Genomic DNA, 25691 nt, shown 5'->3' with positions numbered 1-25691 from the left:
CACCACAACGGGGGTGGTTCTTGGGAACTGTCACCATACATGCTTTCAAAGCATGTACAAGGCCCTGCATCCCATATGATTACTGGTCAAAAGCCACTTTGCATACACACATTATGGCCGCTAACCCCGCTTCAACCCCCGCTTCCGCGCCAGCGTTGTTCGGCACGTGCGCCCCACCAAGTTGCAGCCAAGAGCACCGCCGCCCCCATATATCCAAGTGCACCAATTCTGTCCCCGGCCAGGAACACCCCAACAAGGAGTGCCCAGCCTGGCTCTGTACCCAAAAGCATCCCCGCACGCGACGCCGAGGTGTGCTTCGTTGCCCAGAGCTGCCCAAGAAATGCAAAGATTGTGCAGCCTAGGCAAAGATAGGCCAAGGTGAACCAATTAGAGACACTAAAATTGGGAACATGCTCCAGCAATGAGTTCCCGCCCCAGGCCGCGAATATGACCGCACCAAAAACGATCTCGAGCGTGGTCAAGCTCAGAACGTCAGCTTTCCTACCGACGGTGAATCGTGCCTCCGAAACACCGAGGAGGGCCCGCGTCGCCGCCGCCAAGAGCATGAGTCCATCACCTAGATTGATCCCGGAAAAGTCTTGCCCTCCCACCAGTAAGGATATGCCTGTGAGGGCGAGCAGAATGCTTCCTATCAAGGGGAGGGGGAGTCGTCTCTTGGTGAGCGCGGATTCAAGTATAGGAGTGAGGAGAATGGATAGGGCGATGATGAGTCCGGCGTTTGTGGCACTTGTGAGCGTTACGCCGATCGTCTCCATCGCGATGGTAGCCGTGCGAAGTGTTCCCAGCAGGATGCCGGGAAATGATGAATCACGGAGACGGACTTTTCGGCGAGCGAGATTCACAGATAACAAGAGGATTGCTGCAGGGACGAAACGGGCGCACATAACCGCGGCCGCAGATGAAGCCGCAGCTAGCTCTTGAGTCGCCAGATAGCTGCCACCCCAGATTATCGCGACGATCAAGAGCACTAGATCCGGCAGTAGGCGCGAAATGGAGCTGGAAGGAAAGGACATTCTTTTACCGTAATTAACTCACTCCTTACAGAACAACGGCCACTATCTTCAATAACCTGTAAGCTTAGCTTCATGGAAGTGCATCATCTTCGAACTTTGCGTGAGCTCAGAGACCGTGGCTCGGTCACAGCAGTGGCACAAGCACTGCTACTTTCTCCATCTGCGGTCTCCCAACAAATCGCATCATTGCAGCGAAGCGTGCCAACCCCCCTCACGGAGCAAAGAGGCCGAGTCTTGGTGCTTACACCTGCCGGTGAACTGCTGGCCGATGCTGGTGGGGATGTGCTGGAGTCTCTTGCCCGTGCGGAAAATTCAGTCAACGAGTATCTTGTTGCACGTCAACAACCCGTTTCAGTCACTGCTTTTCACAGTGCCGGTCTGGCCTGGTTTCCGGCACTTATCGCGGGCAGCCTCAGGGACCCTGACGGACCAAAGGTGCGTTGCCGGGACGAAGACGTATCGATCAACAAATTCGTAGACTTGGTTAGTGACCACGACATCGTGATCGCGCACCGGCCGCTGACATCAGATCCCTGGCCCACCCGCAGAGTGCATGTCACTCCTGTGCTGCAAGAACCGATCGACTTAGCGATCCATCGTGAACACCCATTGGCGAAACACGAGACGGTATCCCTAGCTGATCTAGTGGACGAAACTTGGGTGGCAGCCCATGAAGGATTTGCGCTGGAGCCACTCCTGATCCAAGCAATGTTTGCCAGCGCTGGCACACCCATCCAGATTACGCACCGAGTTAATGAGTTCAATATGGTGGCAGCGATCATCGCTGAGAGCGGCACCGTGGGCTTGCTGCCCCGATACACCGGACTGACTCCATACTTTCGTGAGCACGTGGTTCTTCGCCCGATCCAAGGACTCACCCTTGGTCGAAACATCGATATTCTAACCAGACCTGAAGCCCAAAATCGTGTAAGCACACGCACCGTGATCGACCGGATCATCAAGATAGCCGAACAGAAGCGCCTGCTCGCAGGCGAAGGAGTCCATCAGCACCTCCTGAACTAGGCTGCTTTTCCACTAGGTTTCTAGCCAAACGCTCTGTAAAAGAGCCTCACCTGATAGCAGTCAGCGATCAGTGGTCTCCACGCCCCTTTTGTGGTGATGGCGAATACATTTTTCAGCTGAGCATCCGTGCGTGCGAAATCGGGCCGCTAGCAGCTTTGCACCACCAAAAGCGATTGAGCGTTGGAGCCACTGAACTCAAAATGGTGGTTTTGAAGCTAGGCAGTGTGGGCTTTCCGATTCTTGCTCTTTCTCCTTGTCTGCCTTTTGTGCTGGGACCCTTAGGCTGTTTTCGATAAAAGGCTCGTTTGAGAAAAACTTGCATCCGCACTGGCTCCGTTTGCTCAGGACGGGTTCGAAGCCCGCCACGGGTATAGTTCAACGAATACCCCTAGGCGACGGGAAGTGTTCCAGTCAGCGCTGATGAACCAAGGGTATTTGGCCGCAGTAAACCTATTTTGTGTAGGGGACCTCCGGGGAAGTCGGGTGGTTGACGGCCCTATGCGCCGCGCAGAAAGGCCGCTATTAAAAGGTGGCCAACTGGGCAGAAAACGACATAAGTATCGGCGGAAGACCAAATCCTACGTGCTGATCGGAGACTTCCTACCAGCCGTGGCCCTCAGTGTCACAAGGGCGCAACAGGCCAACCACCGAACATCAGATTGATCGTCCCAGATCCTTGACCCGCCTCAAGTTGGTGGTGTGGACTCGCCGCAACACTTGGGCATCGATTTTTGGGGCAGAGTTGAGTGGTTTAATGCCGATTATTGTTTCCTTTTACCTGCTCGGTGGGCTAAGCGTTCGGCCGACTTCTGGGCCCGTGCGGCTGACAAGTTATCAGTCGAGGTAAATCCGAGTGTCGTTACCGAGCGTATCCAAGCGTAGGTCTGAGCCGACGAGGAATGGTCACCGAGGCGGGTGAAGCATTCGGCCAGGGAGAATGCTGAGAGCCGGGCACGCTGGCACAGTTCAGGATCGGGATTGCCGGAGGCTATATCCAAGATCTGACGGTGGGCACTTGCAGCGTCCGGGAGTCGGTTCAAATCGTTCAGAAGTAGGGCCTTGTTCCGCAGCGCCTTGATACGCCGGAGCCGGCGTGCCTGTGAATCGCGGCTGGCCGAGTGCACGGCCAGAACATGCTCGTAGGCTTCAATGGCCCCCTCAGCATCACCAAGGTCGTCAATCATGACGGCGCGATTGTAGATTGCCTGTTGCCGGGTCGTCATGATCTCGTCGTCCCCTGTGTTGGCGGCCAATGCATCAAGTGCTTCGAAAGCGGCGATAGCCGACAACGGATCTCCGACTCGTCCTTGTGCAATGCCGAAGCGGAGGTAGGCGCAGGTGCGCATTCGTTCAGCCCGGAAGTCCAGGTTTTCCCGTGCGACCATCGCCCGGCGGGCTACGGCGCTGAGAGCCACCCATTGTTGACTGTCGTTGAGGTAAGCTCCCCACATGTCCAGTGCTGCGAGACCAATGATGGCGATGTTTGGGTCGTTGCTGCCATGCGCAGAGTCGGCCAGCACCTGCCACTGCCGTGCAGCTTCCTCCGTAAGGCCGGAGGCGTAGATACCATCAGCCGCATGGAGTCGGCTGCTCAGGTCCCGGTATTGTTCCTCAGATTCGGTTCCGGGGGTTTTTGCCTCCTTGGCGGAAAGGGTCAAAACGGTGAGGTTCTGCTGTGCGAGCCGCACCGTGTCGATAATCTCAGCATCGGTATCCGTGTTGTACCGGGCGACTAAGTCCTTGAGTAGCTGGGCAGCCCGGTTGGTGGCTCCTTGTTCGTGTGCGTGTACGGCTTGGTTCAAGCGCCGGTGGGCATCGTGCTGGCGGATGCGTGGGTCCTCGTCGTCGCTGAAGGCTTCGGCGAATCTGTCGAGGATGGCATCGACGTCGGAGGGGTTCAGCTCTGGGTCGCGGCTTGCGGAGTGGAGCGCGTTCGCAGCCCATACCCGTACGTCGGGATCGGGGTCATGGGCGAATTCGGTAACCATGGCATCTACGGCGGTGCTGGCTTGGTGGCGTTGTCCTGCTTCCCTTTGGAGGCGACCCCTCCAATAATCGGACTGCGCAAGGATGTGGCGTAAGTGGTTGACGGGTGCGTTGGCGACCTTCGAACGGACTTCAGCCAAGACGGACAGCGCCTGTTCGCGGCGACCGATTTCAGATAAACGCAGGGCCCGTTCGAGCAGCATCCGGGCCATGGTTGGTGCTAGTTCCGGAGTTGACGCGGCGTGGGAGAAACGCTGTTCTAGCTCTTCAGAAAGGCGTACCGCCAGTGATGGATCCCGGTGGGGCTCCGTGTGGGATGGTACTATTCCAAGGTTAGGGCGCCCGATGACTTCCACGATTCTGCAGGCCACCTGAAACCGTGCTCCCACAGTCCCCTGGTGTGTGTCACGGAGCGCTGCAGTATCGGCATGCTGGAGGATGTGCAGGTCCGTTGCCGTGAGGCCGTCGAGGTTGGTTCTTCGAAACCTGACATGGTCAAGCACAGTTGCACGTACCTGCGGATCGCGGCTGGCCGTGAGGCGGTTGATCAGCCGCACCCATTCCATGGCGGCCATCTTTTCACGGTCGTCTGCGGGAATCCGGGCTAGCATCCGATCTAGGTGCTGGCAGCGTAAAGCAGCATCCTGCACATCGTCGGCGTAGTCACTGTGAAGTGCGGTGGTGGCCTCGGTGAGCGCCTCCGCCGGCGACGCAGCAGCATCCAAGGACAGGTCAGCTAGATGGAGGGTGGCTGAATAGTAGAACCGCCGCGCCGAAGCGAGCTCGCCTGCTTCCTTGAATACCGTATGTAGAAGGTAATGGGCGGCGGGTGCGTCGTTGGTGTGCTCGATGCGCAGCCGCGCGGCCGTGTACAGTGCATCGATGCGGATGTGGCGCATGCGAGAGTCGGACTCGGAGGTCAGACTCAGTGCTAACGACTCGAGCGCCACGGCGATTGACGTGGCGTCTTGGCTGAGCCATTCACGGATTATCTGGGCTGTTAAGGCTGCCTCGGCGGCAGCCCGCCGCACGCCCTCGTGCTCCGAGTCGTGCGCCCGCGCGGTGAATTCACGTGCACCACGGAGCACGTCTACCAGGACGATTGGATCTGCATCGCTACTGGAGTGGACCCATTCGAAGCGGCTCAACTCGGCTTCAGCAGATGCTGTGGCTGTTGTCTCGCAGTGAAACGGCGCGATCAACCGGCGCATCCGCTCTACATGGGCATCGATTGCACCCTCCGGCAGCAGTCCAACATCCAAATTGATGAGTAGCCTGGTGGCTTTTGCTATGGCGAGGGCCTCCCTGTCATTGGCTGCAAGGGAGCACATTAGCAGGGCCTGTGTGAGTAGCGCCTGAGCATCTCCCTGGTCACCCTGATCGATCAGGGTTTCCGCGGTGCCCACAGCTTCAATAATGGTGCGTTCGAGCATGTGATTCTGACCCTTCAGATACGCGATAGAGCCGGGGTGGGCCTACGTGCCAGCCTAACAAGTGCATTACACCACCAGCGTGGTGTGCCTGTCCATCTTGGGCGTATAGCTCCCGCAAGCGGTGTGGCCACCGGTCGGCTCCACCACTGACCTAGACAGATTCCCAGAGACGCCTCCAGGCCTACTACGTGGCTAGAGGGATCGGTTTTGCGAAGCTGTTCTTTCAGACCATCAGCTCACTCTATGAACAAGGCTTCATGAGTGCGCGCACCAACCTCGAGTTCGCGCCCTGGGGCGAACAACCCGTGATGGGAATCATTGCCACGGTCACCATCGACATACGCATCCATCACAGCGAAGTCATTGCTCTCAGGAGTCAGCCCCTGCACCCGCCAGCTCACCAAATGTACGCCGGCAGGGTACTCACTGGCATGGTACTCATTGACAGGACCAAGTGGACCTCGGCGGTAGATTGCTGCATTGGAAATACTGGCCGACTTTCTACCCATCGTCAACGCACGGATCAAAGATCACAAATTAGATGTCATCCAAACCTCGATCTGCACACTCTCGGTTGGCCTATCCGGCCTTGACGAAGCCATCGATGATTTTCCACACTAAAAGCCCTATCACTATTACGCTGATGATGATGTAAAAACTGGGCGTCTGAACATGAAGTGCCGTTGCCTGCTGGACCATTGTGTGGAAGTCGGGGTTGAGTAGCCGCTTCATGTTAAGGAGCCACAGCGACCATAGTCCGGGCGCTAAGAGAGGGATTGGCGTGCCGGTGCTGTCCTGAAATAGTGAAGAAAGCTGCTGCCAAACAATGGCACCGGCGAATACTAGGAGCCCGGCCGCATCGATCACCGAGTCGATCACGGTGATCTGTGCCCCAGAAAGGGTTCTGGGCAATCGATCAGGTGTCCACGCAGTGAGCGTCCTGTCACTCATGCTTGTGTGATCGATGACTGCGAACACTACGGTGACCCAGAATGCAACTTGAAAGGCGACGTTGACTGCACCGACGACTGCGGCAGCGATGGATTCACCAAGTCCACTTCCGGAGAGTAGAACTCCTAAGAATACTGCGACCGCGGCGAGAGGCACCGTGATGCCCATCAATAGCTTGAGCAACCTTAGGTAATCAAAATAATGCCTCGGGCCGATCAAGTGCAATGCCGGTGCGCTTGGTTTGCGGCACGACGATCGGGGTCGCCGAGTTCCAGGACGGCTTCCCGTTCGGGGGCTGGGGCAGCGTCCGCACCACCGCCCAAATGTAGCGTTCGCTCAGTGGGGTGTTCAAGAGCGTTAGTGGAGCATTTGGTCGGGGAAAGTTCATACCGGCGCGAACGTTACGCTGGTCCGGGTCCTCCGGTCCCTGATCTAGTCTGAACGGCGGGTATTCATCACTTGGCAGCAGGGTGTAACCGGCAACCCGGTAGTTCCACGGGTTTATCCCCATGACCAAGTCGAGCAGTGGACGCAGGTAGCGGCCGGTGAACGGGAGCATGAGGGCAGCAACAAGCACACGCAGTCCAGCGGCGAGAGGCCGACATTGCGCCCAGTATCCGGAGGCGATGAGTCAATGGGTGATAGCCAGCGGTCACCATTTGATAAGGACGAGTCCATGGGAGAGTTGTTCGGGGTTGTCCACCTCGGAGTTGGCAGGGTAGTCGGTGAGAATGGCAGCAAAGTGGAACAGGGGTTCAGGTAGTGGCCTGTGAACAAGATGGCGAACCAGAAAACGACTGTGGTGAGAAGAACGGCGACCCAAGGAAGAACAGAATAAAGTAGTGGGGTACTGCCAACAGCCATTTGCCCACCCACAGCCCGCTAGATGGAGGCGTATTCAGCTGTCCTGTATGGCGAGCGGGATAGGACCTAGTAGTAGTATGCATTTCTGTGGGCAGACCACCGAACAAGAGTGCAGATCTCTGGACGCCAGTAAACTGTTGGCCCCCGGGTACCGTGGTGGTGGCGTTTAGCCCTAGACGACCAAGATCAAATGCCACTTTCTCGCCTCCTATCTGGGCGGGGGAAGAGGAGAGTGCGTATGAAGTTGTTAAGAAAAGGACGCGTTGGCGTGGTGAAATAACCGTCGGATCCTTGCTGGGACGCAGCAGTAGCTGAGGGCAATGCACCGACGTTTCCGCCAATCCCGTGAATATCCTACGTCTTGCCCAGCACCAGCGCCACGATGTGACCTGCCGTTCCCCTTCCGAATAATGCTGGAAGCGGGATTCGATCTATCAACCACAGAATCGTTGGTGACATCCCTGCACTGTCCTCGATATCTATCACGGCACACGATCCTCATCTCATCGATGCCCGTCATCTGCCATCCCTGAGACCATGAGCGCCAAAGTAGTCTCAGCCGCGCTGACAACAACACAGTGGGCTGAAAAACCTTCGCATTCTAAACATGAGTAGCTCAGACCCACGAGCCCGGCAACACCGCATGAGCAGGGGGCAACAGACTCCATGAGCAGGAATTCATCAGTTCCACAATGCGTGCACCACGGACGAGCGACTGGACCACAAATGTTCGATGATCGCTGGGTACGAGCCATTCCGAGCATCAACCTTTCCTGACAGCGGGGTCAGAACACGCGAAACGCCGTGGCAACTACCGCCTATTAGTGTTCATTTCATCCTGACAGCCCCTAGCCCGCTGTAACAGTGCCTTTGGTCCCCTCCTCATGGCCCAGCACCTCCGCCAGGATAATGACCGCCATTGCTGCCGCTGTACTCTGGGAGGGCGGGGCTACAGACCGCTTAAAACTGAGGACGTGGATTGATATTTCCGGAACGGTGAGAACAACGCGGGCGCAAGAGTACCTCTACTTTGCGCTTTACGCTTTCGCACTCTTGGGTCTAGAGCTCGTGCTCGTAGCTTTTGAGTCACTAATCGGTCTGCCCGCGGGGGGTTCTCTTGGATCGATTGTTCACTGGGGGGTCACGATCTTCCTTTGGGTAGGTGGTGGGGTTGGCTTGGTAGCCTGTGCTCGTCGGCGAACCGATTTCAGACTGTGCGGTGAAGCCGATGTACGTTTGGGTGTTATGCGGTGGTTGGCGGTCGCCGCGCTCATTGTTCTCACTTTGTTGGGCCAGTGGCTGGTTCGAGGTGGTGTTCTTCCTCCAGTAGCGGAGCATGATGCGTTCTTGGAACTCTATGGCGACGCAGGAACTATTGTCTGGCTTGTTCAGGTTCTCTACTACTTCTCCGAAGCGATCATCATTGCCTTGATCATTGGATTTGGGCAGGCGGCAGGAGAACGGTGGTTCGTTGCTAGATGGATGCCATGGGGAGGGATCATGCTGGCACTTACTTGGGGTCTTGTTCACTTCCTTACTCAGGATATTTCTACCGGGATCTACGGCATCGCCCTTTCGTTGGTCATGGGAACCGCCCATGTCCTGATTGGCAAGAATCTCCTCCTCACCTACCCCATCCTGCTCGTGCTCTTCATCGTGTGAACGCGCCCGGACCGAGGGTGGAGGAGCAGAGCCTTCTTCTTAGGCCATTGCTGAGCAGTCCAGCCGCCCAACCGCCTATCGAGATTGTGGAGGCAATGAACAAGACGTACGCCATGATCTCGTAGACCGCGGAGCTGCCAACGGTGCTCAGTGAAGGCGGCATCCGTTCCGGCAGGGGGATTGGGAAGGAGTTGGTACCTACCGTTATGGCAAGCACAGCTGCCAGCAGTAAGACGCTTACATAGCCCAAAGAGTCGCAGCCATTCTAACCAACCGCTGCCTCCCGCCAAGCCCGCCCCAGCGAGTGCCTGTGCTCCTGTGTGACTCCTTGGACCTTGTGCAACGTCGGAGGTGCGCCTCTTCTGATCAGTCTAGTGTCGAGAGTATTCAGCAGGGTGAACCACAGCTTAAGAACTGCGATAGCGCAAAATACTGCGCTGTGACCAGGAACCAGTGCACTGTGATCTGAGGACCAGTACCGTTGAAAGTGCGGCTAGAGGTACTAATCGAGAAACGGCCATAGTTGTTCAGCCTCTGGATAGCCGTTTTGTTCGGTGTGGTTAATCTAGTGTTCGCCATTTTTAATCTGCGTTTCCTGGACTGCCACAACCTTTGATGGAGTCCTTGGGACAAGTAGTCCTGGACGTGGTGGCTATGGTTCTTCTGCACACTTTGGGATTTTGGGGTGCGGGCTTAACAATGACTTTGCCAAGTTTACTATCTCTAACGAGAGAACTTCGGTACGCATCTCAACCACGGACATCCTCGTTGACCTGACCTACATCCTGATGCTTATTGCCCATGGACTATTCGCGATGAGACTGGCTAAACAGAGCTGAAATAGAACCCGGGGGAGTGGCCTAAATCAGAGTGAGCCCGCCGTGTCAGGACTGGTGAAACCACATCCACACGATCGAACCCGCTATCAGGCCCACCCCTGCACCTATGGCGAGACCTGGCGCGCCAGCAAACACGAGCCCCAACCCTGCGCCCATGGAGAGCCCAATGCCGGGCATGGATTCGAATAGGCTCCGGTAGTCTGCTGTTGTTTTTTCTCCCACAGTCATCATGAGCTGACCATACCTCTACCAGTGGTGCTTAGCGAGAGGTGGGGCCGTGCACTCTCACATAGGCCGAGGAGCTGGTTCGAGAACACGATAGGCCAGCAGTTTAATGCGGTCGCCCACTAGTGCCCAGATGATGGCGTAGCCCCAAACGAAAGCGGCCCACCCCCATCCCAGCGGTGTCATGAACAATCCGTACACGGCGATGAGTGTGGCAATCACCTGTGTACCTAAAACTGCCACCAAAAGGATACGGGCGGGACGGATAGACCAAAACGGGCCACGAGTTCGGGTGAGAAATATGGTTAGGTGCCCCGCTACGGAGAGCATCAGATACATCATGGTTTGTAGCTGGGGACGGCCCAGACCAAAGACCATCTCACCAAGGTAGAAGAGACCAAATGCCGCGATGGGACCTACAACGCCCAGAACGGTGGCGATCCCCAAGACTAGGCGCATGTTCCAAGCCTCGGGTTTCATCTTGAAATGGACGTTGTCATAGGCGATGGCGAGAATTGCGCCGTCGTTCAGCAGCGCCAGCATAACTATCATGATCGCGGTGACCGGAAAGAAGTTGAAGAACAGGATCGCCCCGGTAACGAACAACAGCACACGAAGTGTCTCCGCTATGCGGTACATGGCGTAGGAATTCATCCGCTGAAAAATCTTGCGGCTCTCTTTGATCGCATCAATGATCACTGCCAGTCCGGGAGTGAGCAGTATGATGGCCGCGGCCGCACGGGCGGCATCGGTGGCACCGGAAACGGCAATCCCACAGTCCGCCTTTTTCAAGGCTGGGGCATCGTTGACACCATCTCCTGTCATCCCAACAATATGACCGCGCTTCTGCAGTACGTCAATGATGTGGTATTTGTGCTCTGGGAAGACTTGAGCAAAGCCGTCTGCCGTCTCAATTGAGCGCATACTTGCAGGGCTTTCTTCTTTCTTTACATCACCAAGTCCGGATGCGTCGAGAATATTGGTGCCGAGCCCGACTTTCCCCGCGGTCTCTGTGGCAATCGCCAGGGCATCACCGGTGACCATTTTTACGCTGATGCCCATTGACCGCGCTGTGCTGATTGTTGACTTGGCGTCTTCTCTGGGTGGATCGAACAGCGGTAGCACCCCCAGAAATTGCCACTGGTTGTTCTCGTTGGTTTTAGCGACGCCCAACGAGCGGTAGCCGTGTGCAGCAAACGCATTGACGGCGGCCACAACTGTGGCGGTGACCTTGGCACCACCACCGGCAAGAGCAAGAATCACCTGCGGGGCGCCCTTGGTAACTTTGAAAAGATGTCCGTCGGCACTTGTGATGGCGGCCTCGGTGCGTTTATCTACTGGGTTGAACGGCTCGAAGTGAGTCACCGTGCATGAGTTCAATGCCGTTGTATCTTCTAGTCCGCCAAAGACGGCAAGGTCGATCGGATCCTCGTCATCAACTCGGGAAGCCAGTGCACCTGCCAAAATGACCTCTGCTGCGGTGACTGTGTCAACACTGAAAGTCTCGCCCAGAGTTAGAGAGTTTTGGGTGAGGGTGCCAGTTTTATCGGTGCAGAGCACGTCCACGCCGGCTAGTTCCTCAATGGCAACCAATCGGCTAACAATGGCCTTCTGTTTGGCCAGTAACCGGGCGCCTACAGCCATGGTCACCGACAACACCGTGGGCATCGCAACAGGAATTGCGGCGACAGTGAGTACAAGAGCGAACTGCAACGTGGTGAGAACGGCGTCGCCGCGCAGCAGGGATACAAATATTATTATTGCCACGAAAACGGCAGCGAGAAGGATCAGATAGTTGCCTATCTTCAGGACGGCCCTTTGGAAGTGGCTGACGGTGTGTGCCTCGGCAACAAGTTCGGCGGTTTTGCCGAAGTAGGTATGCGCTCCGGTGGCGTAGACCAGCGCACCGATCTCGCCCCGGCGGATGATAGAACCTGAAAATACTGCGTCCCCTGGTCCGCGAGTTGCAGGCAGGGATTCACCCGTGAGAGCAGACTGATCGACCTCAATCGGATCCCCGTCCAGTAGCCGGGCGTCAGCTGGGACAATGTCACCGAGTCGCAGACGAATCACATCACCAGGGACCAGATCCCGAGCCGCCGGGGTGATCCATGCGCCGTCGCGTCGAACACGGGCCGTGATAGCAAGCTTCGCCCGCAAGGCATCTATTGCACTTCCGGCTTGATGCTCTTCGGTGAAACCAACCAACGCGTTGGCAAGCAGAAGAATCAAGATGATGAAAAAGTCTGGCCAGTGCCCCACCACTGCTGATAGGAGCACCGCGATTTCAATCATCCACGGGATTGGTCCCCAAAAATAGGACAGGAACTTCAGCAGCGGATTCGTGTGGTGCTCGGCGATCTCGTTTGGTCCATATTTCAGCAATCGCTTCGCAGCCTCAGCCTGGCTCAGCCCGGCAGCCGTTGTTTCCAGCTGCCGGAATACCTCCTGCATGGGTAATGACTTATCAGCCATGACCCACCACCTCTGAGTTCCACGCCCAGTTGCAGATTTCGGGCAGGTCTTGGCTGTGCTGGTTGATATACAGGTTGTGTTCAGAGAGCTTGTGAGTCATGGCTTGTTTGAGATACTCCGCGGGGGCACCCAGTTGCGGAAGCCTGTCAATGAGGTGCTGAACCAGGTGAAAGCGGTCCAGCCGGTTCCGCACTGGCATATCGACTGCTGTGGTGATAGTGCCCACTTGGCTGTAGCCGCGCACGTATGTGTTTCGATTGCTGCGACGGTGAATCAGGCGGTGGATCAGACTCGGATATTCGTGAAAGGCGAGCACGATGCGTTTGTTTTTGCTGAACAGCGTGTCATAGTCCGGATCAGAGAGGCCAGGTGGATGCTCGTTTGCCGATTGCAGCTTCAACAAATCAACAACGTTGACAACCCGAACTTTCAGTTCTTTCACGTGTTCGCCCACGATTGAAACCGCTGCTAGTACCTCAAGAGTGGGTGGGTCACAGCAGCAGGGAAGGTCGACGTCGGCCATGGAGAACCACTGTGGCATGTCACGCTCACCGGCTACTAGGACTGCGATGTAATGGCGGCTGCGCAAACAATGGTCGGCAACAGTGAGCAGGGAGTTGGTGTCCGGAGAGAGGTGAATCCTGAAGATGTCTGCCTTCTTGTTCACCACATGATCCACATGATCCACATGATCCACAAAGCAAGGATCTTGGTCGGGGAAGCCGTTGTGGTCCTGCCGCCACAGGTGAGAAGCCAGCAAATAGTCTAGCGATGAGGTGTCTTGTCGCCACGGCAATGCCCTAATCTTGAGCTTGGCGCACTCATCGAAAAGCTCCTCGGGTCTGTAAGTACGTAGCCACTGTTCGAGCCGTTCACCGTGCTCGGGATGGGCATCCTCCACCAGTAGTGGAACTTGATGTGAGCGGAACGTGCCCTCAACCGGTAGCCCGTCCACCGTCTTGGGTCCTGTCCACTCTTTGGGGGAGCGCAAAACGAGCACGGGCCAGCGCGGCCAGCGCGTGCAACCATCGACCCGTGCAGCGGAGTGGACGGACAGGATGTCTTCTATGGCTTCTTCCAAGACAGCGGCCATTAGCTGATGCGGCGCGGCCGGGTCCTCACCTTCAACGTAGCGAGGATCATTTCCGCACCCAGGCAGAAGCGCATCCACTTCTGGTGGCTCGATGCGGGCCAACACCGTTGGATTGCTGATGTTATAGCCGTTCAAGTGCACGGAAATGAAATTCTGACCCGGAGTGGTGCCCCAATGCCCCACCGCCAAGGGCTTTACCTCCGTCAGTGGCAAGGGAGATTTGTCGAGGGTCCAGGTAGGGTCTTGACGCCCCATCCTGGTCCCTTCTGGCGCACCAGGCAAAGGAATCGCTACGCTGACGGAGTTTTTTAGCCAACTCATATTCCTGCTCCTTGTGAAATCCGTATCTCCGCGCGTTAATACGAGCAGACTGGTTGTCCCCGTCGGCTCAGTGGTGGATGAACTGTTCCATGGCTTTGCCCACGGAGATGCCCCACGCTAAGGCCCGATCCAGCTCGTCATTTGCCAGACCGTTGTCCGCAGTCACCAAGAAGCTCTCTGGCGTAATCGCTGAGCGCGACCCCCTTTTCGTGAGCGCGTGTTCAATGTGTCCTGACGCTGCACTGGTAATTATGTGGGCTTTGTCCACCCGGGTGTCGAACGCTGCACTCAGTGCTGGAACGAGGTCAAGGTCCCTGATCCATTCACGGACGCCGATCCCTGGCGCCGAGGGTTTAAGGATCAGATGTTTGGTGGAGTCTTTGGACCACCTTGCTGCTTCTTCCCGTGAAGCGGGGCGTGTCATGCCATGGACATGGGTTGGTCCACCGAGAACCAGCAACTCGGCGCAACGAGTGGCGCCAGTGGATCGTGGATCGTTGACGTTTGCAGTGACAACTACGCCAAAAGGGGCCAGGCCCTCAGCGATGGCAAAGGCTATTGTGCGGGTGTTGCCAAACATGGATTCATAGACGACGGCGATGCTCATCTTGATTGCCTTTCCAACGAATGAGGGGTGCGGTGTTTTGTTTCAAGACGTACTGCTCGCGGTCAAGAGCGCCGGTGCCGCACGCCCCACGGCACTGGTTCAGCCAACCCGGGAAATGATGACTTTAAGTGCCTTGGTCGTGGCTGCATTTGAGAATGTCTCGTAGGCCTCCAGCATCTGGTCAAGGTTGAAGAAGTGCGTGGCAAATCGCTCGGCGGCGAGTTTGTGTGAAGCAACGAGCTTGAGCAGCATCGGCGTCGTATTTGCATTGACAAGGCCCATAGTGATGGTGATGTTTCGAATCCACAGTTCTTCCAGATGTAGCGTGACAGCTTCGCCATGGACACCGACGTTGGCGACGTGGCCACCGGGGCGAACAATGTTTAGGGCTACCGCAAATGTCTCCGGCACACCAACGGCTTCAATGGCGACATCCACTCCTGCACCATCGGTGAGCGCCAGGACCTGTTCCTTCCAGTCGGCAGTGTCCGAGACAACCGTGTCGGTGGCACCAAAAGACTTGGCTTGCTCCAACCGTCCACGATCAAGGTCCAGGGCAATGATCGTTGCAGCCCCGCAGAGCCCGGCTGTCATCATCGAGGCCAGGCCCACTGGTCCGGCGCCGATGACCGCCACCACATCACCTGGCCTAACATGGCCGGCTAGAACGCCGATTTCAAATCCCGTGGGGAGAATGTCGGATAGCATAACCGCCGCAATGTCAGTAACACCTTCAGGGAGTTTATGCAGGGAGTTATCCGCGTATGGCACGCGCACATACTCGGCCTGTGTTCCATCGATCAGGTGGCCAAACACCCAGCCGATCCCGGATGCCCCTTCTTCTCCGAGGCAGTGCGAGTACAGCCCCGCGCGGCAATTAACACAGTGTCCACATGACTTGATGCAGGAGATAATGACGCGGTCGCCAACACTGAAGTCTTTGACCCCGGATCCAACTTCTGAGATGGTACCCACACCCTCATGACCCAAAATACGGCCGATACTGACGGCGGGAACATCTCCTTTGAGGATATGCAGATCGGTTCCACAAATTGTTGTGGTGTCGACGCGCACCACGACATCACTGTCATTGAGCAGTTGCGGTGCGGGTACCTCCATCCACTGCTTTTTCCCTGGACCTTGATAAACGAGTGCCTTCATATTTTGTTCCTTAGATGAGATGCCGTGACGTCCCCAGCGACGCGCTTACCTGAGGCTTGTGCGATGCCGCTACCGGATGTATTGGCCCACAGCACCTATTGGCCCACAGCAAAAACGTTACGTCTGCGGCCGCACCAGAAATAGGGCCAGAAGGCCCCTGTGGAGGAGATATTTTGTACGGCGTTGATGCTGTTGGCATTTCCAAGTGGACCAGGACATGAAGCCGTAAGCCGCCGGTAGCGGTGTTGGATTACATGGAACAGGCGGTTCGGGACCTTGTGCCCTGTGCAGGGCAGCGAAGCTGCGGGAATCATAGTAATTGCTGACGCTTTCAGGTGCACGAGGCAAGCTAGATGCAGGGAAGTGGCAGCGGTGCTCAAGCACGCAAGCAAGAAAAGGAACCCAGGCAAACAGGGGAAATCAACTTCAATGAAACTGCACAACGTTTCGCGGACGCTAGGCAGAACGGCTGAGACCGGTGGCTATGGTGCTGTCATTTTTGACATGGACGGGGTTGTCACTGACACAGCCCGGTTGCATGCCACCGCCTGGAAGGCGCTCTTTGACGAAGTATTGCCACGGTTAGGCGAATCGGAAACGGATGCTTTTGATACTGAACAGGACTATCGCCTGTACGTTGACGGCCGCAGTCGCGAAGACGGAATCCGGACTTTTCTAAATCATCGAGGCATCCACGCGCCAGACGGCGGTGCAGAGGATGATTCGGGCACCTTGAGCGTCACAGGCATGGCGGCCCGAAAGCAGGAGATCTTCGCTCAGCTCCTGAAGGATTCGGGGGTGGTTGTCTTTCCCGATGCCTTGGCTTTGTTGCGGCGACTTTTGGGGGCAATGGTGCCAACGGCTTTGGTCACCGCAAGCCGCAACAGCCGGGAAATTCTGGCTGCGGCGTCAATATCGGACCTATTTACGGTTTTGGTGGACGGCACGGATGCCCTAGAACTGGCACTGCCCGGGAAGCCGGACCCGGCCATGTTTCTTGAGGCAGCACACCGCCTAAAAATTCAACCATCGGACATCGTGGTTCTAGAAGACGCCACTGCAGGAGTCAAGGCCGGGGTGTCGGGTGGCTTTGCACTAGTTGTGGGGGTTGAGAGGGGAACCGGCGGGAGCGCCTTGCTGGCATCAGGGGCAAATCTGACGGTCACCGATCTCAATGCGTTATCCCTTGTACGCCCTCTCACTGATGCCACCCAGGGATCAGCCGTAGCTGTGGGTGACCACTACCCTTGGCCGAGTGAGGAGGTGAAGGATGAATGGTCGCTGGAGTACAACCAGTTTGACCCTGCCTTGGAAGGCCGTCGAGAGGCATTGTGCACTCTGGGCAACGGCTATTGGGCAACGCGCGGATCCATTCCCGGCAGTGTTGCGGATTCAGCCCACTATCCGGGGACGTACTTTGCCGGAGTCTACAACCGTGCCGTAACTGAGCTGGCCGGGCGCATTGATGAAACTGAGCACATGGTCAACGCTCCGGATTGGACTTTCCTTTCGCTCCAGCTCCCCGGTGGCTCCACGTTACGTCCAGGGGGCCCGGAGACGCTCAGCCACCATCAGAAGATTGATCTCAAGCATGGGATATTGACGCGGAAAAACCGCTACCTAGACTCGAATGGGCGGACCACCTGGATCACCTCCAGACAGTTTCAGTCAATGGATCAGAAGCACCTCGCCGTACTTGAGATGACAGTTGAAGCTGAAGATTGGGCGGGGGACGTCGACGTCGTTTCGGCTATCAATGGTGCCGTGGAGAATCGTAATTCACCGGCCGATAGTCAGCTGGAAGGTGATCACCTTGTAGCTGTTGGCGGCAGCGAAATAGGAGATGAAAGTGTCCTGTGGGAATCCCGGACCAAACAATCAGGGATCACTATTGCTATGGCCCTTCGCACAAGCCTTCGCAGTGCAAGCGGCGAACCGATCACCAGAGAGCGCGAACTTGTGCTTGACGATGCACGGGCAGGTCATCTCCTAAACTTTTCCTTGAAGCCCGGCGAACCTGTCACGATTATAAAGACGGTGGCCGCAGTAACGTCACGAGATCCGGCGATTTCAACTGCCGGATTGTCAGCCAGCGCGAAGATTCGAGGGGCATCAACGAGTGAGGTGCTCTTGGTGGAGCACACACGCGCTTGGGATGAACTATGGGACAGCTTCGGGGTTGAGCTGGGAGCCGGGCAATCACACTCTCAGGCTCTAAACCTCAACATCTTCCATGTGTTGCAAACCGTGGCGACCGCAGATCCAGACCTTGACGCTGGTGTCCCGGCCAGAGGTCTGCATGGCGAGGGCTACCGAGGACACATATTCTGGGATGAGCTTTTCGTTTATCCCATGGTGACCCTGAGGCGCCCAGATATCACCAGATCTTTTCTGATGTACAGATACCGGCGCTTGGGCGCGGCACGAGCAGCCGCGCGGGCTATAGGACACAAAGGAGCTATGTTTCCTTGGCAAAGTGGCAGTGATGGGCAAGAAGAGACACCATCTACTCTCTTCAATGTCCGCGGGCAACAGTGGATGCCTGACAACTCTCATCTCCAGCGCCACAGTGGTCTGGCCGTCGCCTACAATGTTTGGCAGTACTTTCAAGCCAGCAATGACTGGGTATTTCTAGCTCGTTACGGTGCAGAAATTCTTGTTGAAGTCTCACGTTTCTTCGCCGATCTGGCAGTACTTGACCCTGCCGACGGGCGGTATTGCATTACTGGGGTGATGGGACCTGATGAGTTTCACGACGGCTACCCCGGCCAAGCCGGTGCGGGGCTGCGCAATAACGCTTATACGAATGTGCTTGCATCGTGGGTTCTTTCCAAGGCTGGGGAAGCCGTCGGGGTTGTTTCTGCTGGTGATGGAGGTTTGTTGCGCGCTCGCCTGCTGGTGGATGGGCAGGAACTCGCCGAATGGGAGAAAATAAGCCGTCGGCTGCGTGTAGCCTTCCACGCAGATGGGGTGATCAGCCAGTTTGAGGGTTATGAGGACCTGCTGGAATTTGATTGGGGCAGTTACCGGGCTACTTATGGTGATATTGGCCGCTTGGATCTAATTCTTCAGGCAGAAGGGGATTCGACCAACTGTTACAAATTATCAAAACAGGCAGATGTGCTGATGCTGTTCTACCTGCTGTCTGCTGAAGAGCTGCGTACGGTATTTGAGCGGCTAGGTTACCCGCTGCCGCCAGAAGTTGTACCCCAAACCATCCGTTACTATTTGGCACGGACAAGTCATGGATCCACCCTAAGCCGGCTGGCTCACAGTTGGGTTCTGGCGCGCACCGATAGAGAACAGTCCTGGGCCCTGTTCACCCACGCACTTCAATGCGATATCGAGGACACCCAGGGTGGGAGCACTAGGGAGGGGGTCCACCTCGGGGCGATGGCTGGTACCTCGGACATGGTCCTTCGCTGTTATGGCGGGGTGGAAACCCGCGACAACACCTTACGATTGCATCCTCTTCTGCCGCGGGAGCTCTCGCGGGTGAGCTTTCAACTTTCATTTCACGGTCAATCAATCACCGTCAAGCTCACCCAGGACTCGCTTTCTTTGCACCTAGCTGAGGGCTTGGCCGCGCCTATCCGTGTCTGCATTGAGGAGAACCAAAAAATACTTGTTGCTGGAGATAGTCTGCACTTCTCTCATAAGAGTCAGAAATGCACCATCCGGCACAGCAAGGGCAGTGTGCATAGCTGAAACTCAGTGGATCCATTCCAACAGCTCAAGGAGAACAACTCGGCGTCCCACATTCTAAGGCTCCGCAGACGCTTCCGGAGCTGAGCCCGAAGGCGGATCAGGTGGTGGGTTTACGATCATGACCGGGCAGTGGGCGTGGGCGGTGCAGGCCGAACTGACGGATCCCATCAGCAAACCCTTGAATCCACCAAAGCCACGCCGTCCCAGAACGAGGATCATGGCATCTTCGCTAGCATCAATTAAAACTGACCGGGCAGAGCCTTGTACCAAGTGGGCGCTGAGCTGCCGGGGCCAGTCCAGCCCGAAGGCTCTTTCGACGGCGGAATCGAGCACCTCTTGTGCCGCCCCTTCAAAGTCAAAGTTTCCCAGAGCATATGGAACTACATAGGCATTGGGATAGTTCCAACAGGCCAAGGCTTTCACTTGCGCATCGAGGTGTTTCGCCAACCAAACAGCCTTACGCAGAGCTTCAACGGATGAGTCTGATCCGTCAACTCCCACTACAATGACGGCTGGTTCTTGTGGAGCTTTCATCACGAGGGTGTTCCTTATCTTTGCTGGTATCCCTGATCATGGCACGAAGCTAACCGCAAAGTTAGGGACCTATGACCCTGTGCAGTTTCTCCTGTGGGACTCGATCATTAAAGTGTGCAGACATAGCTGGCGCGCGTGAGAGACCGGAAGCGGCTCACTTCTTTTGCCGCTGGAAGTTGAAGTGAAAGAAACGGATGTGAAAGAGAAGAAGGATGGCTGGGACCATGGAAGAACAGGGAACCCCGAGAACTTCGCGCATTGTGGTTGGTGTTGATGGGTCTGCCGAGTCCGTGCTTGCCCTGAAGTGGGGGCAAAAAATGGCACAGTCCCTTAACACCAGAATTATTGCTGTTACTGCGTGGCACATGGAGACCGTCTTTGGCTCGTACATAATCCCTGACTGGGATCCGGACCAGGATGCGCAGCAGCTCCTTAAAGATGCCGCGCAGGAGGCATTTGGAGATGGGATGCCAGAAGGATTTACTGGGGTGTGTGTCCGAGGCAGGCCTGCCAAGGTGTTGATCGATGCCGCTGAATCCGCCCACATGCTTATAGTCGGCTCACGTGGGCGTGGCGGCTTCAAAGGAATGCTCTTGGGATCGGTTAGTTCGGCATGCGTAGAACATGCACCTTGTCCTGTGTTGGTAGTGCCTCTTTCCTTAGACACGGTCCCGGGGCCTGAGACGGTGGGCGCAAACAACGAGGATACCGATGAGCCCGTCTCTACCAGCTGAGAAGACAAATTTAGGGTGGCCTTCACTCGCCACCACCGCCCACACTAGCGTTGAACAGGTTCTTCTTGACTGTCACTGGAGCGTGATTGGTTTGTGTTCTGAGGAGGCGTGGCGTCGGTTGGCAGAAGTTTGTCCCAACGCTTTGCGCAGCCATCAGGTACGACCATGGTTGGTGTCGGTTTGGGGTTCCCAATGAATTTAGGGCCGAACAAGCTGCGCAGGCTCTTCATTCTCGCGTTACGCACATGGTTGTGCGGGACGGTGCAGACTGGCAAATTAGCGTCGTGGACTTAGTACCGGGTGACGTGGGTTCGCTGGATGGGATGACGTGCTGTCGTTTTATGGGGACCGTAGTGAACGCTGGCAATTGCGTGGGAGTTGTCGTAGCCACGGGTGGTCGTGCCGAGTTTGGCAAGATCGCCTTGGGCGTGGGGGAGCATCAACCACAGACGGAATTTCAACACGGTCTCAAGAGGTTCTCTTTCCTACTTCTACAAGTGGCGCTTGCCCTCACAGCTCTTATTTTCCTTACCAACCTGCTCGGTCGCCCTTTTCTGGTGTCGCTGCTCTTTTCCCCTCATAATAGCTGCGGGCATCACGCCGCAGCTGCTACCCGCCGTCGTCAGGACTTGCTTGGCGGCTGGAAGCCGGACGTTGGCCAAAAGAAAAGTACTGGTTAAACGGCTGGTTTGTATTGGGGATCTAGGTGATATGGATGTTCTTGTCACCGATAAAACCGGCACTCTGACAGAGTGGCATACCAGTTTTACTTCGGCATTCGCCATTGGTGCGGATATTACCGAGGCAGAACATTTTGTCCTGGGACTGGTGTCAACGGAAGTCGACCTGGCTCATGGCGAGGTCTCAATAGTGGGTCAAAATCGGTTGGATGCGGCTGTCTGGGAGGCCCTGCAAGCGCATGATTTTTCTCCTGGCAGCGACGTGCGTGTGGACATTATTCCCTTCGACCATCAGCGTCGTATGACAAGTGTTTTGGTGGTTGATCCGAGTGGGGCGCAACAAATTGTTACGAAGGGTTCGGTTGAGGACGTCATGCCGCTGTGTCTTGACGTGCCGCCACAAGCGCTGCTCCGATTAAATGAACAGTACGACGCCGGAGCACGGGTTATCGCTGTGGCTTCACGTCAGGTGGTGGGAATGAGTGCCATAGTCCCGGCTGAGGAAGTGAGGCTGACATTGGCTGGGTTTCTGGTCTTTGTGGACAAGCCAAAAGCCAACGTTAGGGAGTCCCTAATAGGGCTGGCGGAGCTTGGAATTACGGTCAAACTAGCCACAGGAGACAACGCCAGGGTTACAGAGAGAAACAGGGTTGCAGAGAAAGTGTGCAGGTATCTTGGACTAGCATTAGCCGGAACAAAAAGCCAGAATTATCAGGCTTATGCGGCAGTGGGGTTGGGCTGTGGCTTTTCTTGGCGACGGCGCCAATGATGCCCTGGCGTTACACCAGGGGGATGTTGGAATTTCGGTTGAGAGTGCAGCTGATGTTGCAAAGGACGCAGCGCACATCGTGCTGGCCGGCACGCAAGTAATTTCGGAAATATGCTCAGTGCTGCAACAGCCTGCGTGGTCCTTAGATTTCTGCCGATGCTGCCAGGACAAATCCTAGTCAACAACCTGCTGTATGACACAGGTCAACTCGCTATTCAAGGAGACCGCGTCGATAGGGAACACCCATTAGCCCCCTCCTATGGGGACATCGCCGTCATCCTCCGCTGCTTGTTCTTGTTCGGGCCAATCAGTTCACTGTTCGATTTCACCACGTTCTGCTAAGACGGTTGTGTATTTGGTGTTGGTGGAGCTAGCCAAACTATGGTTTTCCTCCCGGCCAGCCCAACAAAGCACTACAGTTCGCCACCGCGGAACCTCCCTCCATGTACACCGCCGAGCGGCGCGATTCAGCGTTCCAGAGCCACTAATCTGGTCAAGACCGTGGGTCATGAATCCATGAATTCAGCCAGCCTTGGGGGTCCAATGCTCGTTAATCTTCTCAGGTTGTAGAGGGGGTGGCTTGTGAAAAAGTGAAATATCCGACGCTAAGGTTTTGTCGAGCGCCGTAGTGGTCTGTATTTGCCGCGTTTGATCTGGTTGTTGCGGGGCCAGGTGTAGTCGCCGGTGAGGTTGATGTGTTCCCATCCCAGGGGTGAGAGGAACCGCAGCAGGTCGGGGTCCGTGGCGTTGCCCTCCTGGTTCAAGGTGGTGATGGTGCGGTCGAGGTAGACCGTGTTCCAGAGAACGATGGCCGCGGTGAGAAGATTCAGCCCCGAGGCCCGGTAGCGCTGTTGCTCGAAGGATCGATCGCGGATCTCTCCCAGACGATTGAAGAAAACGGCACGGGCCAGGGTGTTCCGTGCTTCTCCCTTGTTCAGCCCGGCTGTGACCTTGCGCCGCAGGTCGGGATCTTGGAGCCAGTCCAGCAGGAAGAGAGTTCGTTCCAGTTTGCCCAGTTCCCTCAGTGCGGTAGCGAGGCCATTTTGGCGTGGGTAGGCGCCGAGTTTGCGCATCATTAGGGAGGCGGTCACGGTGCCGGTTTTGATGGATGTGGCCAGGCGAAGGATTTCGTCCCAGTGTGCGGTGATGGTTTTGGTGTTGATGGTGCCGCCGATCAACGGAGTTAACGTCGACAGTCCCGGATCGTTGGTGGGTGTGTAGAGGCGGGTGTCGCCGATGTTGCGGATCCGGGGTGCGAACCGGTATCCGAGCAGGTGCATGAGGGCGAAGAGATGGTCGGTGAACCCGGCAGTGTCGGTGTAGTGCTCCTGGATCGCCAGATCGGACTCGTGATACAGCAGCCCATCCAAGACGTAGGTCGCGTCGCGGTCCCCGACATTGATCAGTTTGCTGTGGAAGGGCGAATATTTGTCAGAGACATGCGTGTAGATCATCCGTCCGGGCTCGGACCCGTATTTCGGGTTCACATGCCCGGTGGATTCGGCATGGCTACCGGCGCGGAAGCGCTGCCCGTCCGAGGAAGAGGTGGTGCCATCGCCCCAGTGCGCGCCGAATGGGTGTGCGTGCTGGGTATTGACCAGCTCGGCCAGGGCGGCACTGTAGGTTTCATCCCGGATATGGGAAGCCTGCTGGCGGTCGAGCTGGGCGTAGGTGACGCCGGTGCATGACTCTGACATCTTGGTCAGGCCCAGGTTGATTCCGTCGGCCAGGATTGCGGTGAGCAGGAGCTGCTTGTCCTTGGAGGGTTGGCCGGACTTGAGGTTGGTGAAGTGGCGGGTGAAGCCCGTCCAGCCATCGACTTCCATCAAAAGGTCGGTGATTCGTATTCGCGGGAACATGGCGCTGGCCTGATCGATCAGGGGTTGGGCGTGTGGTGGCACGATCGTCTCGAGCGGGGTGATCTTCACGCCGCTGGCCGTGATCAGCACCCCGTGCAGCTCATCACGGGACGCCAGGGCGTTGACTTGGTGCAGCCGTTCACTAAGCAGGGCAAGACGGTTCTTGAGATATTCTTCGCCGCCATTGGCTGTGACCAGGGGAAGGTCCCCGGCGTTCTTCATGGCCGTGTAGTCGGAGCCGGCCAGCAGGTAGTCATTGAAGTCACGGAATTGCCGGGAGCCGGTGACCCACATGTCTCCTGAGCGCAGCGCATTCTTGAGTTCCGCCAGGGCGCAGAACTCGTAGAATCCACGGTCTGTGCCGTTCTCGGTAAACACCAGTGGCTTCCACCTGGCCCGGATGAACGACGTGGGTGCATCCTCCGGGATCTTTCGGGCTCCGGTGGTATTCATTGTGCGGATGACCGTGATTGCGGCCACCAGGTCTTGGGCGGCGGGGGCTGCTTGGAGGTCGAGGACGGCAAGAAATGCCGGGGTGTAGCGGCGCAGCGTGGTGAAGTGGGCGCTGACGAGCGCGAGGTGGTCCTCGAGGGCTGGCCGGGTCAGGTCCTTGGCTTGGGCGATGCTTTCAGCCAAGGATTCCCAACCGATCGCAGTTTCGATCGCGGCGAAGGGATCTTCACCGTTCTCCTTGGCTGCGATCAGGGTATCGCCGAGCTTGGAGTGCAGGCGCATCATGGCTGCGACGGTTGCACGGGAGGCCAAGGTGTTCTGGTTTTGTTTGTTCCGGGCGGTGCGAATGATCCGGCCAATAATTCGGTCATGTAGATCGATGATTTCATCGGTGACGGTTGCCATACTTTCCACGGACATGGCGAACAGAGTCGCGTACCGGCGTCCGGGCTCGAACTTGGCTAGATCTGCCGCGGTCATCGAGGCGCCCTCGCGGGCCAACTTCAGCAACCTGTTCCGGTGCACCAGTTTGCCGGCGTCCCAGGGCAGGTCAAGTGCACGCCAGGTCGTGAGTCGGTCGATGTGCTCGTTCATCGACCGTGCGTTGGGTCGCAGTGGTGCCTGCCGCAGCCAGCCGATTTCGGTCAAGGAACTATCGGTGCGGCGAAGCAACAAACCATCCAGACGCCCTCGGTGCTCCTGGGAGAGTTGGTCGCATAAGATGGCGTAGATTCGCCGGTTCGCCCGGGTCAGGGCCTGCGCGCAGGCCCTTTCAATGACCCCCACCCCGGGCGAGGCAACCTTCCTTGAGCGCAGGAAGTCCTGCGCGCCTTCGACCAAGACGAGGCCCTTGTCTGTTTGTGCGGCCACCTCGTCGACGTGTTCCACGATCTGACGGAAGTCCTTGATACCGAATGCGGACATGCCCAGGTACGCGCCAATCTCCCGTCCATGTTCTTGCCGCGTTTCCCCACGTGTCCCATATTCATCCCAGGCCTCGGCCGGGATGGCCAGGCGGGCCGCGACCCAATCGATCATTTCAGGGGGCACTTCGGTGTCGTCGGCCAACGCGATACCCGGGTGCCGAAGCAGACACAGCTGGATGGCAAAGCCCAACCGGTTGGCATCCGCACGTCGTTGGCGAATCAACGACATGTCTGCTTCGCTGAGTGTGTAGTGGGCAGCGAGGACCCCGGCACCGGTGGGGATTTCAAGGACTTGGCCGCGTTCGGCAGTCGTGAGCAAGGAACGAAGGGCCATGTTAGAAATCCTTAGTTAGT

Annotated in this window: 18 protein-coding genes; 6 read left to right on the top strand and 12 right to left on the bottom strand. The window is 56.9% G+C overall.

What is annotated here, in order from left to right; translation table 11 throughout:
• Positions 1-131: 131 nt before the first annotated feature.
• Positions 132-1034, bottom strand: a complete 903-nt coding sequence (locus QMG40_RS16950; RefSeq protein ID WP_283532310.1) for a DMT family transporter — start codon at positions 1032-1034, stop codon at positions 132-134.
• Between the two features lie 72 nt (positions 1035-1106).
• Here QMG40_RS16950 and QMG40_RS16945 point away from each other — a divergent pair, with 72 nt between their 5' ends.
• Positions 1107-2057 carry a LysR family transcriptional regulator gene (locus QMG40_RS16945; protein WP_283532309.1) on the top strand — a complete coding sequence of 317 codons (951 nt, stop codon included), beginning with the start codon at positions 1107-1109 and terminating at the stop codon, positions 2055-2057.
• 761 nt (positions 2058-2818) lie between these two features.
• Here QMG40_RS16945 and QMG40_RS16940 read toward each other — a convergent pair.
• From QMG40_RS16940 to QMG40_RS16925, 4 genes are all read right to left on the bottom strand, one after another.
• Entirely contained in the window at positions 2819-5476 is a 2658-nt protein-coding gene (locus QMG40_RS16940; RefSeq protein ID WP_283532308.1) for a hypothetical protein, read from the bottom strand.
• Between the two features lie 236 nt (positions 5477-5712).
• Positions 5713-5991 carry a hypothetical protein gene (locus QMG40_RS16935; RefSeq protein ID WP_283532307.1) on the bottom strand — a complete coding sequence of 93 codons (279 nt, stop codon included), beginning with the start codon at positions 5989-5991 and terminating at the stop codon, positions 5713-5715.
• 64 nt (positions 5992-6055) lie between these two features.
• Positions 6056-6595, bottom strand: a complete 540-nt coding sequence (locus QMG40_RS16930) for a hypothetical protein (RefSeq protein WP_283532306.1) — start codon at positions 6593-6595, stop codon at positions 6056-6058.
• A gap of 25 nt (positions 6596-6620) precedes the next feature.
• Positions 6621-7004: a hypothetical protein gene (locus QMG40_RS16925; RefSeq protein ID WP_283532305.1), complete on the bottom strand. Its 384-nt coding sequence runs from the start codon at positions 7002-7004 to the stop codon at positions 6621-6623.
• Positions 7005-8200: 1196 nt separating this feature from the next.
• Here QMG40_RS16925 and QMG40_RS16920 point away from each other — a divergent pair.
• Positions 8201-8953, top strand: a complete 753-nt coding sequence (locus QMG40_RS16920) for a hypothetical protein (RefSeq protein ID WP_283532304.1) — start codon at positions 8201-8203, stop codon at positions 8951-8953.
• Between the two features lie 884 nt (positions 8954-9837).
• On the opposite strand, the gene QMG40_RS16915 is transcribed toward QMG40_RS16920, so the two are convergent.
• From QMG40_RS16915 to QMG40_RS16895, 5 genes are all read right to left on the bottom strand, one after another.
• The gene (locus tag QMG40_RS16915) at positions 9838-10023 is read right to left on the bottom strand and encodes a hypothetical protein (RefSeq protein WP_283532303.1); all 186 of its coding nucleotides are present in this window, start codon (positions 10021-10023) and stop codon (positions 9838-9840) included.
• 54 nt (positions 10024-10077) lie between these two features.
• Positions 10078-12492, bottom strand: coding sequence for a plasma-membrane proton-efflux P-type ATPase (locus QMG40_RS16910; protein ID WP_283532302.1), 2415 nt, complete (start codon positions 12490-12492; stop codon positions 10078-10080).
• Positions 12485-13906: a phosphoketolase family protein gene (locus tag QMG40_RS16905; protein WP_283532301.1), complete on the bottom strand. Its 1422-nt coding sequence runs from the start codon at positions 13904-13906 to the stop codon at positions 12485-12487. The genes QMG40_RS16910 and QMG40_RS16905 overlap by 8 nt, the downstream gene beginning before the upstream one ends.
• A 67-nt stretch (positions 13907-13973) precedes the next feature.
• Entirely contained in the window at positions 13974-14513 is a 540-nt protein-coding gene (locus tag QMG40_RS16900) for a flavodoxin family protein (RefSeq protein WP_283532300.1), read from the bottom strand.
• Between the two features lie 99 nt (positions 14514-14612).
• A complete protein-coding gene (locus QMG40_RS16895; RefSeq protein ID WP_283532299.1) occupies positions 14613-15674 on the bottom strand; it encodes a zinc-dependent alcohol dehydrogenase family protein in 1062 nt (353 codons plus the stop codon).
• A gap of 429 nt (positions 15675-16103) precedes the next feature.
• Between QMG40_RS16895 and QMG40_RS16890 the strand changes: the two genes are divergently transcribed.
• On the top strand, positions 16104-19382 hold the full coding sequence (locus QMG40_RS16890; protein WP_283532298.1) for a beta-phosphoglucomutase family hydrolase: 3279 nt from the start codon (positions 16104-16106) through the stop codon (positions 19380-19382).
• Between the two features lie 54 nt (positions 19383-19436).
• Here QMG40_RS16890 and QMG40_RS16885 read toward each other — a convergent pair whose 3' ends face one another.
• Complete coding sequence (locus QMG40_RS16885; RefSeq protein WP_283532297.1) at positions 19437-19916, bottom strand: universal stress protein; 480 nt, start codon at positions 19914-19916, stop codon at positions 19437-19439.
• Between the two features lie 224 nt (positions 19917-20140).
• Here QMG40_RS16885 and QMG40_RS16880 point away from each other — a divergent pair, with 224 nt between their 5' ends.
• The 3 genes from QMG40_RS16880 to QMG40_RS16870 all read left to right on the top strand — a co-directional run bounded on the left by QMG40_RS16880 (position 20141) and on the right by QMG40_RS16870 (position 22099).
• Positions 20141-20650 (top strand): universal stress protein, encoded by a 510-nt coding sequence (locus tag QMG40_RS16880; protein WP_283532296.1) that lies wholly within the window; start codon positions 20141-20143, stop codon positions 20648-20650.
• Between the two features lie 353 nt (positions 20651-21003).
• Complete coding sequence (locus QMG40_RS16875) at positions 21004-21330, top strand: P-type ATPase (RefSeq protein WP_283532295.1); 327 nt, start codon at positions 21004-21006, stop codon at positions 21328-21330.
• Between the two features lie 31 nt (positions 21331-21361).
• Positions 21362-22099 (top strand): HAD family hydrolase, encoded by a 738-nt coding sequence (locus QMG40_RS16870; RefSeq protein ID WP_283532294.1) that lies wholly within the window; start codon positions 21362-21364, stop codon positions 22097-22099.
• 605 nt (positions 22100-22704) lie between these two features.
• Here QMG40_RS16870 and QMG40_RS16865 read toward each other — a convergent pair.
• Positions 22705-25671, bottom strand: coding sequence for a Tn3 family transposase (locus QMG40_RS16865; protein ID WP_283532293.1), 2967 nt, complete (start codon positions 25669-25671; stop codon positions 22705-22707).
• Positions 25672-25691 lie beyond the last annotated feature (20 nt).

It is taken from the genome of Arthrobacter antibioticus, from assembly GCF_030063205.1.
Taxonomy (GTDB): Bacteria; Actinomycetota; Actinomycetes; order Actinomycetales; family Micrococcaceae; genus Specibacter.
The sequence above is the reverse complement of the archived record's forward strand: the minus strand, read 5'-3'. Positions and strand labels throughout refer to the sequence as shown.